The 13,420-nt window shown below is 54.7% G+C and carries 11 protein-coding genes; all 11 read right to left on the bottom strand.

Annotated elements, in window-relative coordinates; translation table 11 throughout:
• Positions 1 to 7: 7 nt before the first annotated feature.
• Complete coding sequence (locus F0P93_RS20705) at positions 8 to 1,519, bottom strand: DUF4384 domain-containing protein (protein WP_191908875.1); 1,512 nt, start codon at positions 1,517 to 1,519, stop codon at positions 8 to 10.
• A 20-nt stretch (positions 1,520 to 1,539) separates the two neighbouring features.
• Positions 1,540 to 3,105, bottom strand: coding sequence for a caspase family protein (locus F0P93_RS20710; RefSeq protein ID WP_150879456.1), 1,566 nt, complete (start codon positions 3,103 to 3,105; stop codon positions 1,540 to 1,542).
• Positions 3,102 to 4,121 (bottom strand): hypothetical protein, encoded by a 1,020-nt coding sequence (locus F0P93_RS20715; RefSeq protein ID WP_150879459.1) that lies wholly within the window; start codon positions 4,119 to 4,121, stop codon positions 3,102 to 3,104. The genes F0P93_RS20710 and F0P93_RS20715 overlap by 4 nt, the downstream gene beginning before the upstream one ends.
• 10 nt (positions 4,122 to 4,131) lie before the next feature.
• Positions 4,132 to 5,166, bottom strand: a complete 1,035-nt coding sequence (locus F0P93_RS20720) for a hypothetical protein (protein WP_150879463.1) — start codon at positions 5,164 to 5,166, stop codon at positions 4,132 to 4,134.
• A 15-nt stretch (positions 5,167 to 5,181) separates the two neighbouring features.
• Positions 5,182 to 5,784 (bottom strand): hypothetical protein, encoded by a 603-nt coding sequence (locus tag F0P93_RS20725; RefSeq protein WP_150879468.1) that lies wholly within the window; start codon positions 5,782 to 5,784, stop codon positions 5,182 to 5,184.
• A gap of 48 nt (positions 5,785 to 5,832) precedes the next feature.
• Positions 5,833 to 7,062 (bottom strand): caspase family protein, encoded by a 1,230-nt coding sequence (locus F0P93_RS20730; RefSeq protein WP_150879474.1) that lies wholly within the window; start codon positions 7,060 to 7,062, stop codon positions 5,833 to 5,835.
• Positions 7,063 to 7,771: 709 nt separating this feature from the next.
• Positions 7,772 to 8,299 carry a hypothetical protein gene (locus F0P93_RS20735; RefSeq protein WP_150879480.1) on the bottom strand — a complete coding sequence of 176 codons (528 nt, stop codon included), beginning with the start codon at positions 8,297 to 8,299 and terminating at the stop codon, positions 7,772 to 7,774.
• Between the two features lie 15 nt (positions 8,300 to 8,314).
• Positions 8,315 to 9,274, bottom strand: a complete 960-nt coding sequence (locus F0P93_RS20740) for an MBL fold metallo-hydrolase (protein WP_150879486.1) — start codon at positions 9,272 to 9,274, stop codon at positions 8,315 to 8,317.
• Between the two features lie 48 nt (positions 9,275 to 9,322).
• Positions 9,323 to 10,168, bottom strand: coding sequence for a serine/threonine-protein kinase (locus tag F0P93_RS20745; RefSeq protein WP_150879488.1), 846 nt, complete (start codon positions 10,166 to 10,168; stop codon positions 9,323 to 9,325).
• Between the two features lie 19 nt (positions 10,169 to 10,187).
• Positions 10,188 to 11,969: an ABC transporter ATP-binding protein gene (locus tag F0P93_RS20750; RefSeq protein WP_150879490.1), complete on the bottom strand. Its 1,782-nt coding sequence runs from the start codon at positions 11,967 to 11,969 to the stop codon at positions 10,188 to 10,190.
• Positions 11,969 to 13,297 carry a hypothetical protein gene (locus F0P93_RS20755; protein WP_150879492.1) on the bottom strand — a complete coding sequence of 443 codons (1,329 nt, stop codon included), beginning with the start codon at positions 13,295 to 13,297 and terminating at the stop codon, positions 11,969 to 11,971. Before F0P93_RS20755 ends, F0P93_RS20750 begins: the two co-directional genes overlap by 1 nt.
• Positions 13,298 to 13,420: the final 123 nt, after the last annotated feature.

Here is a 13,420-nt window from a genome sequence, read left to right on the forward strand (position 1 = left end):
TAAAACGTCATTTCGTGCGTTGGGCCACCGCACTGCGGGTCGTCAGCACCAGCCGCGTCTCGGCCAGTTGGGGCAACCGGGCCATGCCCCGGTCCACACAGCGGGCGTTCTTCAGCGCGTCTTTCAGCGTTCCCACGATGATGTCCGCGCCGTGTTCGTTCGGTTTGGTTTCGACCGTACAAAACCGGGTGGTCGATGCCGCAGCAATCAGGGTTTCCTGACCGAAAGGCGGAATGCACTCAAACTGATCCGGAAACACGATGTCCTTGTTTTCCTGTCCCGGTTTAATCTCGAAGTCGTTCCAGAGCAGGGCAACCTCGCCGTTGGTCTGCACGTAGAGCAGCCGAACGTGGCCGGGCTTGTTGACCCGGATTTGCACCGTCATGGTGTCTTTTTCCCAGAATTCCAGGTTTTTCCGGGCCGTCCCGGAAGCCTTCATCGTGATCTGAAAGGGTTCGGCTTTGGCCTCCACGGGCGGAGCCGAAGCCGGTGGTGCTCCGGCCGTAATGGTCTGCTGGGTGGCAATCACCTCGTCGTTCTGTTCCGGTTTCAGTTGGAGACCCTTCTCCTGCACCCAGATAACGGGCAAATCCAGATTCGGCGTGAGTTTGGCGAAACTGTTGTCCGTAGCCGGGTCAAAGAGTTCGGTCATGATTTCAACCTGACCGCCCCGTTGCCGGTAGCTTCCGCGAATCCCCAGCCCCTGGGCCGGATCGTCGGCCACCACAGTCAGGCCTTCGTCGGTTTTTAGCCGTTGACGAAGCTCGTTCACCAACTGGTCGGAAAACGCATTGGTGAGTTGGCTGTTGTCATACGAAAATTTTCTTACTACCACCGGTTTCTTCTTGTCCGGCAGTTTTTCCGTGATGCTTTTGGCCAGGCGATATACCGCCCAGCTCAGGCTGCGTTCACGCTGGCGAATTTCGGCCAGGTTCACATCCACCGGAAATGGAACGGCCTGGGGCGGAATGACGGCGGTTTTTTCAATCTTGACGATCCGGTAGTTCTGCGGCTCAAAACCGCTCGATTCGGTGAGGATATCGAAAGAAAAATGGATCGCCAGCGGAGTCGCCCGTTTGGTTCGGGGCGTGCCCGGTTTGTTAAACTCCGTCGTTTGGGTCACATAGGTGACCATCACCAGTTTTCCTTCCTTGTTGCGGCTGAGCAGGTATCTCTCCCGGTCCAGGTTGGTTTCCGCATCGCCCTTGAACAGGCGAAACTGCTGCGAATACTGCTCGACGGGATACGACTCGCCCATCAGATCGCTGAACACAAACGTCTCTTTGCCAGCAAACGACTGGGCAATCAGAATCTGTTGTTTGCTGTTGAACTCCCCCTGCGACTGGCAGTAAAAACCGGCTGCGTTCAGGGCGCTGGTATAGTCTTCCAGGGCCGTACGGCAATTGACAATGAACGCAGTGCTATCTCCCCGGGTGAAGCGTTGCTGAGCCCAGACCGCCGAAGAACCACCCCACAGCGACAGGAAAAGCAGACATGCAGTAGCCGTATATTTTTTCATAAGTTTCATCAGCATTAGGGTTACAGAACAAGGGGCTCGACGGTTCGGTCGATGTATTCCGGTTGTTGGGAAAATCCATTTTTCTGGGTTTGGGCAATCACCTCACTGCGTACATCCTGAAAAACATCCCCGATCCGTCGTCCCCGCCGAAGGTGCGCGAGCAGGGCCGCCGTATAGTATCCATTCTCCTTCGGGCCATTCCGGGCGGTGGAGCCGGGTGCGGTGGCCAGGGCTACGTAGCAGTTGTTGATGCTGTTTTCGACATGAATCCGCTTGAATCCGCGGCTCAGTCCGCCCTGAGACCCCGGGCGGGGCTGCTCGTCCGCAACTGCCGAAAGCCGCACCGACCGCGGGCTGTCTTTTTGGGCCGGAACGGTCGTTCCGGCAGGTTTACCAAACGGGTCGTCGCGGCAGGCATCGATGATAATGATGCAATAGCGGGGCTCCTGTTTTTGAATCGCGTCGATCAGATTCGTCACCGAAATGGCCTGCAAATCCATGTCTTCCGGGTTTTTAAGCTGTGCATCAACGGGCAGCAGATAGTTTTCGCCCCGGTGCTGCACGCCGTGGCCGGCATAAAATACCAGTGCGACATCAGCTTTACTGGCTTTTTTGTAAAATTCCAGCAGCGTTTTATCGATGCCTTCCCGCGTCACATCGGTAACGAGTATGGTTTCGAAGCCCAGGTCGGCCAGCCGTTTTTGCATGGCTTTGGCGTCGTTTCGGGGTTGCCCTTCCAGGCTGTTCACGTTCTTGTAGTCGGAGTTGCCAACCACCAGGGCCACCCGCCGACCGTTGAAATTGGAAGCTGGCAGCGCACCGGTTTTGCCGCCAATTTTCAGCTTCTGCTCCAGTTGTGCCTTGCCCACCAGCGCATCCGGAAAATCCGGATCGATGTCCAGCGATTGCTGGTAGTATTTGAGCGCCTGCTGCGGTTCACCTTTCTGTTCATAAGCTTCACCCAGATCGCAATACACCCGAAAAAGCTGGCCGTGTTTCAATTTCAGGCTGGTCTGAAAATCGGCGATGGCCACATCGACCTGGCCTTTCCGCAACCGCGCCCGGCCCCGGTTTCGATACGCATAAGGCGAGTTCGCGTTGAGATCGATGCCTTTCTGGGCTGTGGTTTCGGCTTCGTCGAACCGGCCGTGTTTGGTTTGGCAGTAGCTCAACCCGCTGTAGTAATCCGCTTTGGAGGGCGCGCGGTTGATGGCCTGCTGGTAATCGCGGGCGGCCCGTTCATACTCGCTCAACTGAATGTAGATATAGGCACGCTGGGCGTAGTATTTGGCCGGCCCCTCGTCCCGGCGGATGGCCTGATTGACGTCCTCCAGGGCCTCCCGGTACGCTTTTACGGCGGGCAACGAGCGAACCACTGCACTCCCGTGGTAGGCTTCGGCGGCCGTCAGGCCATCGGGCTGGATTTTCAGCACCTCGCGGTAGTAGGCAATGGCCTTCTGCGGATCGGTTTCCCGGTCGGCCAGCTCCATCCATTGCAGCGCCGTCCGGGCCGACTGGGCCTGAATCGGTGGCCCGGAAAAAACAGCCAGACCCAGCAGCAGCACGAAGATTGACAGGTGTTTCATCGCAATTGACTCGGTTGATTCCAGTGAACGATCAGGTTGGATGCCTGAACCCAGGGCTCCCGGCGACCGGCCGGAAACGGCACGGCATCCGTTCGTTTGCGCCGGTAAAGCTGCGGGCTTTCGACCGAAACCGTAACGCCTTCCAGCACAATGAGCTGTCCGACCACCACCTTATCCGGGTTCTCGATAAAGTCATCACAATATTCCAGGTCGAACGATTGAATCTGAAACCGGGCGATGGCTTCGGGCCTCAGCCGCAGCGCCAGAAGCTGGGCCAGCGTCAGCGTATCGGCTTTTTCACCGGTGATCACCACCACGGTATCCGAGCGCATCAGTTGTTTCAGTTTACCAAGGGCCTGGGTTTGCCGGGTTGAGTCGGCCAGAAACCGAACAAACCAATGCTGCATCTGCTCGTGGTAGTCGGCCACTTTCGCAATGGTCAATCCCGGCAGATCGACCGAGCCGGTTTTCCGCCGGATGCTGTGAATAACCAAATCCTGGTAGGTTCCTTTCAACTCCGTCGCTTCCAATTCAAGCACCCATTCGTCGCGTTGCCGCAGCGGTTGCCGGCCTTCGCTCAATACGCCCGTCAACGCCACTGACGCAGTCACCTCAAGGCGAGTGCGGTTCTTCTTTTTAGCCAATTGCCGCATCCGGGTCGGCTGAAGCTGGAAATGAAAGACATCTTCCCAGAACCGTTGCGAAAAACCGTTGGCCCAGTTCCGGGCGGTCGTTTGGGGCGAAACGTGCTGGTAAATAACCGCTGGCTGGCGCAGATCCGGAATCTTCACCGTATCGGCCACAAAAAAGTCTTGCCAGGAAGCCAGCTTCCGGGTGTCGGTCTCGGCCGAATCGACCCGGCTGCTGAGTCGATTGACCCGGTTTTCCCACTTCGCCAGCCAGTTTGCCACGGCCGGATTCACCAGATTGAATCCGGCGGGTTTATCGGGGGCGGCCCAACCGGTCGTACTGGAAATCCAGCCACCGATCAGAATTCCTACCAGTATGTTTTTCATGCTATTCATGTCAGTCAGGCTTTTTAGACGATGCGGACCATTTCATGTACCGGCTCAGGGCGGCAGGCAGGGGCGTTCGGTACTCGACGCTGTAGAGGTCGGTAATCAGCCAGCCCGCATTCTCTTTTTCCCGGTGAAAATCTTCCAGTTTGAGCAGCCAGCCCCGGCGAATGTCCAGATACAGATGCACTTTCTGGGTTTGTTGTAACGTCAGGCTACCGTCCTGAACAGCCTTCGACAGCCGGATCAGCGTTTTACTAACCGGATAGGCTGAAAGCGTAAAGGCCAGGAGGTTTTCGCGGTTGCGCAAAAAATTAAACAGATTCAAAAACCGGGTTTCGTGCGTTTCAGAACCGATAAACAGCGAACGATCGTTGCGTCGGGACGTATCCAGTCGCATGGTATCCGTCCGCGAAGCCTTCAGAAACGGAGCCTCCGCGTCAATAATTTTCCAGTCCGAATAGGAATCCGTCCGGTTTCTTTTCAGAAAAAAGGTAACCTTCTGGGGCGTATTTTTATACAAAACCGCGTATTCCACTTCGCCAAATAACTGCTCCGTGTCCTTCGGCAGCAAAACGGCGGCCGTGTCGTTTGCAATCGTTGACACAAACTCATCCACCAGGGTTTGATAGGCCGGGCTGTGTCGGCCCGAGCGCGCATTCAGCCGCGGGTCGTCTTCGTTGAAAAGCATCCGAAGGTAACGTTCCCGCGGGTAGGTCAGCCGACTCAGGGAGTCGAAAGCCTGCTGCGTCGGCGTTTGCTGGTAATTGAGCCGGTGCAGAAAATCACTCACAAAAGCCACGCGCTGAATCATGAACGGTTCGGCGGGTCGGCTCACCACGGACAGATAGGCCGGCCTGGCCACCGAATCCGTGGAGAGCCTGGTCAGCGAATCCGTCGCCGGTTTTTTGAGGGTGTCCGTCACCCCGGCTTGCCGGAGTGTATCGGCCGGTTCCATCGTTCGTGGCCCCTCGATAACCGCCGGCGTCTGGCCCAAAACCGCCAGCAGCGGAATGGCTCCCATTACTACTTGCCAAATTGTCATTCGCGTTGTGTGCAATTAGTTATCGTCCCGAACAGTGGCATCCACCGTGATATTCCCCAACAAAACCATCCAGTTTTTCTCTTTGTAGAAGGGGTCTTCCCGCACTCGCAGGTCCGCTTCTATCTTCTTGGTGGTTTTATCCTGATAAACCGGGACGCCATTTCGCCAGGCTTTAAAGGCCTGAAAATACTGCCCGGCCGCCTGGTAGGACCCATCGGGCTGCTTTTTCCAATCACTCAACCGGACCGATTCGAAGTTGGTAATCTGCACTTTATCGTACTTGAGTGCCTTGATCTTTTCCAGGTATTGCCGCAATGGCAAGGTGATACGCCCCCCCGTATTGATATTGGAAACCTCCACGCTGACATCTTTCTTGAACATCAGCAGGGCCTGCCGGATGGCTCCATTGCGTTCATCGAAGGGACGGTCTTTGTCCGCGATGATTCCCAGGTAGTCCACGAAGGCCTTGATCCGGATTTTAGCTTCTTCGCCAAAGTCCTGAAGTTGCTGCTGGGTCAGCGTATCCGGATTCATGTCAGTGGTGGCGTTGGCCCCCGATACCGATTGGACTCCGGTCAGCATCAGACTCAGCAAGACGGGTAGAAAAAAGAATTTCATAATGATGGAGTAATTACCTGTAAAGTTTTATAGATCAGCACCGTGCCTTTATTGATTCCAGATTTCCTGAACGGCGACTTCGGTATAAAACCGGCCCGATGGATCCAGTTTGGAAAGCCGCTCCACGATGTTGACCTGCCGGATGCTTTTTGCCAGCGTCGAATAGCGGCTCATCAACTGATCCAGCGGTATCAGCGCCACCTGGGTCGCGTTGACGTATACTTTTACCCGGGCGTTGTGAACAAAATACTGCCCGGCCTGCGTCTGCTTCGAGGTGCGGACGGCATACGTGAGCGACTCATCCGCCAGCGTATTCAGAAAACCGTTGACGTCGCTGAAATCCGGTCGTTGAGCCGATGCCGGAGCCGCGGGCTGCGGGACTCCGGCGACCACCGGTGTCTGGACGGGAGCAGCCGCATTGGAATCGACCGAAGCTGATGCAGGTGTGGCTGTCGGATTGGCCGGAGCCACTGCCACCTGGCTGTCCGGCGCCGTCGCGGTGGAATCACCGGCCAATCCAACCGTGAAGATCGACTCCTGTTTAGCCAAACGGGCTGCCTGAATGCTCCACATCCGGGTTTGGGTATCGTCGAGCAATTGCTCCCAGGTCACCCGTTCGTTGTAATGGCAGGCATAATCGATCGATTGCAGGAGCGACCAGGTATAAAAACTCCCGCCCGGAGCGGCTCCCGAAACCTGCCCCCGTTTGCTGCTGGCGGCAATGACGCCCCCCCGCTGCTGCAGGAATAACTGGCGAAAAATGGCCGGATTACAGGCCGTCCCTTTCACCATAGAGCGGTCCTGGGGGACGTTCTCATCGATCACTTTGTTGCAGCAATCGCCGATGGTGAGGCAGAACCGGGCCTTCTTTTTCATCAATTCCTCATGAATGAGCATAAGGGGAAAGTTTCCGTCGCCGGTCGTATCGATTGCCATAATCGGGAAGTTTCCCGCATATTTGGTCAGGTTGAAACCGTGTCCGGTGTAATAAAAAACGACAATATCCTCCGCACCACAGGTCAATCCCAGGATCGATTTCCGAATCGCATCGTTGCTGAAACGGTCTTTCACCAACACGCCCGGCTTATAGACGTAGCCAATGCTTTCGGCAATTTTACTAAACTGCTCGTGGAAGCGAAGAAGATCCAGTTGGCAGGCCCGGGCCAGGGTTTTATCCTCGGTAGCCCCCACCATGATGACGTGGAAAGTGGGTTGGGATTGAGCCTGAAGCGTAGTCAGGCTGATAAGGCAAATGCAAAACAAGACGATCGATCGCATAAAGAATTTGTTTTTGTACCCATCAATGCCGGTAACCGGACGCAGGTTATCACCCTTTTTGAAAAAATGTGAAACTAAAAAAGGCCCATGGCCGGAGGTAGTTCTAACCGGGCGGCATCCCTTATATTACTTAATTCGCATTTTGGTAAACAAGGTAAAATTAGCCATCCCAAACAGGCTAACAATACCTACTTTCGGGTATTTCAACTAAGGGAAACGGGGAATAATCGCTGGTATCGGCAGTGTAAAGCAGAACCGGCGCTCGCTGGACGCAGCGTTGATGCGTGCTCACTCATTTCGGCCCATTTCTCTCGTGCTGATTTTGAGGATTATAACTCGTTTAGCGTAACTGGAATCTGCACCATTCGTCGCTACAGGAAAAGCATCGGCTTGCGCCCGACCCAACCTGCGCACTCAGTTCATTGTCTGTTAGAGATGGAAGTGTTACGCGAATGCTGACTGGAAGTGTGTGGAATGAAACTACGAGTGAAGAGCAAAAATACGCGGTATTCTTACAAATAAATACGGTTTTTTGATTAAAATTAATCAGGAATTTCTATTCTCTTTCCGGTTAGGTTATAAAGCCCGGGTGGTCAGAATTGCCGTGGAATTAGCGAAACAATGCCAACTGATAATCAAACCCTTCGTGAATAATTTCATAAAATTACCTGACCGATCACTACAACTCTATTAGGCAGGCCTATGGTTTTTAAGGCTTCACCAGCGACAGAATAAACAACACCAGCCCGCCAATGAAGAGGATGGCCGAAAATAAAACCGCAAAAATCATCCGAAACCCCCGACTACCGGTTTTGGGCATCACCATCAGGGAATCTCTCTCTTTAAACCGACCAGTTTGCGGATTTATCAACTTAAAACGCCCTTCCTGCTCGATGGTAAATTCAGCAATGGGAACAATTCGGCTACCCAACCCATCTTTCCGCTGCCCGAGCAGGTTGACAAATGAATGCACAGCCACGGTTTTTCCCGTCATTAAATCGGACACTTCAAACGGAATATCCGTCGGGATGATACCGGTTAACGAAGGGCGTTTGACCGCGATTTCGTATGCGCCGGGCTCTTTTAACGAAAATTCAAAATCCGGCACCAGCGCCGAGTCTTCAATTTTCGTTCCGGCTGTATAAACGCGGATCAATTTGCCAATGCTTTTGAAGAGCAGCAGGAAACCAGCTACCATCAGCAAGGCGAATAAAACCGTTGACCAGAATGGAAACATGGGTGAAGAGAAATATTAAAATTCCAGAAGAGATCCCTGTTTGGGAAAGATCAGTTTTACGTTTAGGGTATTGCTTTCCTGAAGCTGTTTTTTAATCACGGTTTCGTTGGTTCCCGTCGGTTTGATATGCGTAATGACAACCGGTAATCCATTCATCGCCTTCGTTCCAGTCAATTTACTCAAAGCCGTCAGTTCGTGCATCAGCCAGTGGGGTGTTAAATGCCCATACAACTGGTTATCCGGTTGCTCGTCAGGATACGAAACTTCGATCAATACCCCCTTTAACTTTTTCGATAGAACCAGCGGGAAAACCGCCTGCCAGAGTTGCGACAGATAGCTCGATTTCTCGATTAAATCCGGGCCGGTATCACCCAGGTACAGCATATAATGCTCGCCGTTTCGGATCAGAAAAGCCGCGCTCTGGTACGAATTTCCGTGGCTCAACGGAAAAGTTCGCACGCTCATACCCGTCGTTTCGATGGGAATTTCCTTCTCCGGCGAAAGAACCGTATACCGGTATTTGCTCAACGCTGGCTGATCGCCCTCGTTGGCCAGATTGGGCCAGCTTTTCCAGTTGAAGTAGTTTTTTTTGAGCACCTCCAGGCAAGCCGCCATCGCGTAAATCGGCTTCCGGGCGTCTTCCGTCGAGTTGATGATCAGGCCCGACAAATGATCCAGGTGGGCGTGGCTGATCAGGTAGGCTTTGATGTACTCTTTCAGAACGGTTTCGGAACTGACTTTAAATACCTGATTCTGAACCGCTTTCTCAATTCCGGCATGAAGCGTTCCGGCATCCAGGCAGACATACGCGTCCGTTCCGTGCGGTGCCAGCAGATAGGCCGAAAGGTTGCTTTCGTCGATACCGCCTTTCACGCCCAACGGAACCACCTTGAAGGTTGACCCGGACGGTTTTTGCGCAACGGCACCGGAGAATACGAAAAGAAAAAAGAAGACGGGTAGAAATCGGACAGCCATGGAGCAAACGGGTTAGCCGTTTAAAACTACACGATTTCTGCCACCAATTCAAGGCTTCACCCGATCCCACCACTTCCGAACCGGACCCATCCAGTCGGGAGCATTCAGCAAAGCCGGGTGATGCAGGGCCTCCAGCACCTGCCGGGCGGTCATCCGGCGGTCGGGCGACACCGTCAACAGCCGGTCGATCAGCCGCTCACTCGCTTTCGACAGCCCGGGATTCAGCTTGTGGGGAGCGAGGTAATCGCCTTTCTGAATCCGGCGGCCGATTTCGCTCTGCGTGTTTCCGCCAAACGGGGGCTGCCCCGTCAGCATTTCATACAGCAAAACCCCCAGCGCCCAGCAGTCGGACGCGGAACGGCTCCGGCCGGAAAACTGCTCGGGGGCCATCGAAGACGCCGTCCCGATCAGGTGGCCCTCGTGCGTCAGCTTCGGTGAAGTAGCTGCCCGCGCCAGTCCAAAATCCAGCAATTTGGCTTTCCCGGGTCGGGCAATTTTGATATTTCCCGCTTTCAGATCCCGGTGAACGATGTCGCGGCTGTGCAGATACTCCAGCGCCGAGGCAATCTGGGCCAGTAGTTTCCAGGCGGCTTCTTCGGGAAAAGGCCCATTTTTTCGGATGTACTGCTCAATCGTCGGCCCTTCGATGTATTCCAGCACCAGGCAGGAAAGGCCATTTTCCACAAAAAACTCGTACACGAGCGCAATGTGCGGATGCCGCAGCGAGGCCTGTACGGCGGCTTCGTTCCGAAACCGTTCGGCCTGTTCCATCCGGCTCAACAGCTTGATGGCCACCGTTCGCTGCGTCGCGGTGTGGTAGGCCTGGTATACCTCGCCCATCCCGCCCGACCCCACCCACTGGGTCAGCGTGTATCCTCGTATCGGTTGGTTCATGACTCACATGCGGTTTTTCTTACCCCAGAACCGTGGCCGCCAAACGGGTCAGATTCATCGAGCGGGCGTTGGAATCAATGATGTCGCGGTACAAACCCCCGTCGCGGTAGAGCGATTCGTGGGTTCCCTGACCCACAATTTCCCCTTCCTGCATGACATAAATCTGGTCGGCGTCCATGATCTGGCTGATGTTGTGCGAAATGATCAAAACCGTCCGGTTCTGCTTGATCGCATCGAGACTATCCTTTATCTGTTCGGTCGTAATGGCATCGAGGCTGGCGGTGGGTTCGTCGAGCAGCAGCACCGGCGGATTTTTCAGGAAGAGCCGGGCAATCGCAATCCGCTGCTGCTGACCACCCGACAGGGCGCGGGCTTCGGTCTGGTAGCCCTGCGGCAACTGCAACACCTGATCGTGCAGACTGGCCTGGCGGGCGGCTTCCACCACAGCCTCAAACGGCGTGTCGAGCTTGCCGTAGCGGATGTTTTCTTCGACGGTGCCGGCAAAAATGTGGTTTTTCTGCAATACCAGCCCGACATTTTCCCGGACAAATTCGCTGTTGTAGTCCGATAACGGCTGGCCGTCGAGCAGCACGCGGCCCCGCGTCGGGTCATAAAAACCGGCCAGCAGATTCAGCGCCGAGCTTTTTCCCGCGCCCGACAAACCCACCAGGGCCGTCACTTTGCCGGGTTGCAGTTCGAGCGTAATGTTCCGCAACGCCTGTTTGCCGTTGGGATAGACAAAATCCACGTTTTGAAGGGTAAAATGCCCCTTCCAGGTGGGTGATTTCAGCGAACCGCGCTCGAGCACATAGGTATTGTTCTCGATCATATCGAAAAATCCTTCGGCATACACCAGGGCTTCGGTATACTCGTCGTAGATGCGGTGCAGGTGCCGAACCGGCGCCGACACGTTGTTGAACAGCATAATGTGCAGCAAAATGGCACCGACCGACATCTGACGATTCAGGACAAAATAGATCGTTACGACAAAAACCAGCACGATTCCCACCTGTTCAGCAACGCTTTTTAGCCCGTCAAACAGGTAATTGGTGCGGTGGTGGCGGATTTCGTTCTCGGCCAGCCGGTGGTTCAGGTCGTGCTGGCGGCCCTGTTCGTAGCCTTCCCGCACGAAGGATTTGACCACGAAAATGGATTCGAGCAGCCCAAACAGCGCATTGGCCTTGTTTTCCCGGATTTCCTGAATATTCCGTCGAATCTGCTTCTGGCGATTGGTCTGTTCCCGGCTGATGTAGGCATAAACCGGCAGCACGAGCGTGGCGACAACGCCCACCCCGACATTTTTGTTGTAAATCAGAATCAGCGCAAAAGCGGCATTGGCCAGCATCGGCACAATGTCCACGAACAGGTTTTTGACGGTTTTCGTCAGGCTCTCGATGCCCTTGTCGATGCGTTTTTCGAGCTTCCCGGTCTGGTTTTGGCCCAACGCGAAAAAGGACAGGTGGTACGAAACAATCCGCTGAATGGTGTAATCGTAGAGGTCGGCGGCCATGCGAAACCGGATGCGGTCGCTCAGAAACTTCTGCCCCAGTTGCACCAGCAAGCTCAGCACTTCCTTGGCCAGCAGAATCACGACCAGCGTCCCGACTACCCAGCTTACTTCCTGTTTGTCAATGGGTTGTTTCAATACCTTCTGGACGGTATTGACCGTGTGTTCCATCATCAGGGGCGTCACCTGAGCGAGCAGGGCACCGATGGTCGTCAGCAGCAGGGCCAGGGCCAGACTTCCCCGGTAGCTCCGGACGAAGGGCCACAATTTTTGGATCAACAGGAAGGTATTCATCAGATCATCTGGCGGATAAATTCCTGGGTGTTCAGTTTGCCGTCGGTCTGGTAGTCGTAGAAAAGCTCGGTCATCGAGGCCACGATGTGCGGGTCTTCGGTCAAAAAAGCCGTCAGTTTGGTGGCCCGGCCGCTTGTGCTGGAACCGCTGCCGAGAATACAAACGCACAGACCCCGGTAGATTCCCGGTTTGTTTTCGCGGGGGGCGCTGATGAACAACTGAACGGGCAGCGTCTTGTTGGCTTTCGTAATCCGGATGCCCAGTTCCTGCATTTCCCGAATGGCCTGGGTGTGTTCGGTATACAATTGGTTCACCAGCAAGGCTTTGGGATCGGTCGGTTCGGTCGCCGACGACGGAATCAAAAACCGGTTGTGATGCGGAACGCTGTCGGTTTGGCTCAACAGGGCGTTGCTGCCGGGGCGGTAGGTTTCCACCAGAACGTGTTCGTTGATGACTTTGCCGAGGTATTTCAGAAAAGCGTGACTTGCTCCTTCGTTCTGGTCGTTGAGGGTCACAAACTCGACGTGGGCGTCGCTGCCCATGTTCTGGAGGGAAATGGCGGCTCCTTTCAGCTTGTTTTCCACGTCCGTGCAGTCGCGTTGCAGCCCTTCGGCTTTGCGGGCGTAGTCGAACTGGGTTGCATTCCGGAGTTCGTGCGGTTTCAGGTCGGCATGTTTGGCGACGTAATCCATCCGAAACGGCGCAATGCCTTCCACCCGGGCAGTATTGGACAGAACGAGCAGATCATTGCCCTGCGACTGCGCCGATTCCACCACCCGGCCAATGCCTTTCAGCACCTCGTCGGAGCCTTCCATCAGCAACACTTTTTCGTTGACTTTGCCGCTCACGTCGATCATCAGCGTGTTGAGCGACTGCGTAGCCTGCACCAGCAGATTGGTCTGGGTTTTGATGTGCTCCATTTCCTGCTGGTTCAGCCGTTCCTTCAGGCGGTTGGCTTTCTCCGTCGTGACCGTGACGTATAAACCGATAAAGATTCCGACAATCCCGCCGAGCAAACCGGCAATGTCGAGTTCACGGATGTATTTGTCGAGCCCCGGATTAAAATACGCCCGAGCGTCCGTCCACTTTCCGGTTACGGGATCGATTTGAAAATCAGACAAATAATGCGTCGTATCGTGAAAGACATAGTACCATTTCAACCCCAGTGAAATCAGTAATGCCAGAAAAGGAATCATGAAAAACGCCGTGAAGAGCAGCGGGTGATTCCGGATGATGTCGTAGAGGACCGCAAAAAAGCCGTCATTTTTGGGATCGGATTCGGCGGTACGAACCGGTTGAGGAGCAGGGGTAGACGAAACAGCGTGCATGAGAGCCTTTGTTAGATGGATTGACCATCACAAAGGTCTAGTTCGGGGCTCCCCCATTCAATCCGCAAAGACCTACATTTTGGGTACAGGAAAACCTATAGTTTCGGTGTACCGCCCGGAAGA

It is taken from the genome of Larkinella humicola (genome assembly GCF_008727875.1).
Taxonomy (GTDB): Bacteria; Bacteroidota; Bacteroidia; order Cytophagales; family Spirosomataceae; genus Larkinella; species Larkinella humicola.

Coding starts and splice junctions, on each gene's coding strand:
- F0P93_RS20750 (WP_150879490.1), bottom strand. CDS start 11,969: ATGAATACCTTCCTGTTGATCCAAAAATTGTGGCCCTTCGTCCGGAGC.
- F0P93_RS20725 (WP_150879468.1), bottom strand. CDS start 5,784: ATGAAATTCTTTTTTCTACCCGTCTTGCTGAGTCTGATGCTGACCGGA.
- F0P93_RS20710 (WP_150879456.1), bottom strand. CDS start 3,105: ATGAAACACCTGTCAATCTTCGTGCTGCTGCTGGGTCTGGCTGTTTTT.
- F0P93_RS20705 (WP_191908875.1), bottom strand. CDS start 1,519: ATGAAAAAATATACGGCTACTGCATGTCTGCTTTTCCTGTCGCTGTGG.
- F0P93_RS20720 (WP_150879463.1), bottom strand. CDS start 5,166: ATGACAATTTGGCAAGTAGTAATGGGAGCCATTCCGCTGCTGGCGGTT.
- F0P93_RS20740 (WP_150879486.1), bottom strand. CDS start 9,274: ATGGCTGTCCGATTTCTACCCGTCTTCTTTTTTCTTTTCGTATTCTCC.
- F0P93_RS20730 (WP_150879474.1), bottom strand. CDS start 7,062: ATGCGATCGATCGTCTTGTTTTGCATTTGCCTTATCAGCCTGACTACG.
- F0P93_RS20735 (WP_150879480.1), bottom strand. CDS start 8,299: ATGTTTCCATTCTGGTCAACGGTTTTATTCGCCTTGCTGATGGTAGCT.
- F0P93_RS20755 (WP_150879492.1), bottom strand. CDS start 13,297: ATGCACGCTGTTTCGTCTACCCCTGCTCCTCAACCGGTTCGTACCGCC.
- F0P93_RS20745 (WP_150879488.1), bottom strand. CDS start 10,168: ATGAACCAACCGATACGAGGATACACGCTGACCCAGTGGGTGGGGTCG.
- F0P93_RS20715 (WP_150879459.1), bottom strand. CDS start 4,121: ATGAAAAACATACTGGTAGGAATTCTGATCGGTGGCTGGATTTCCAGT.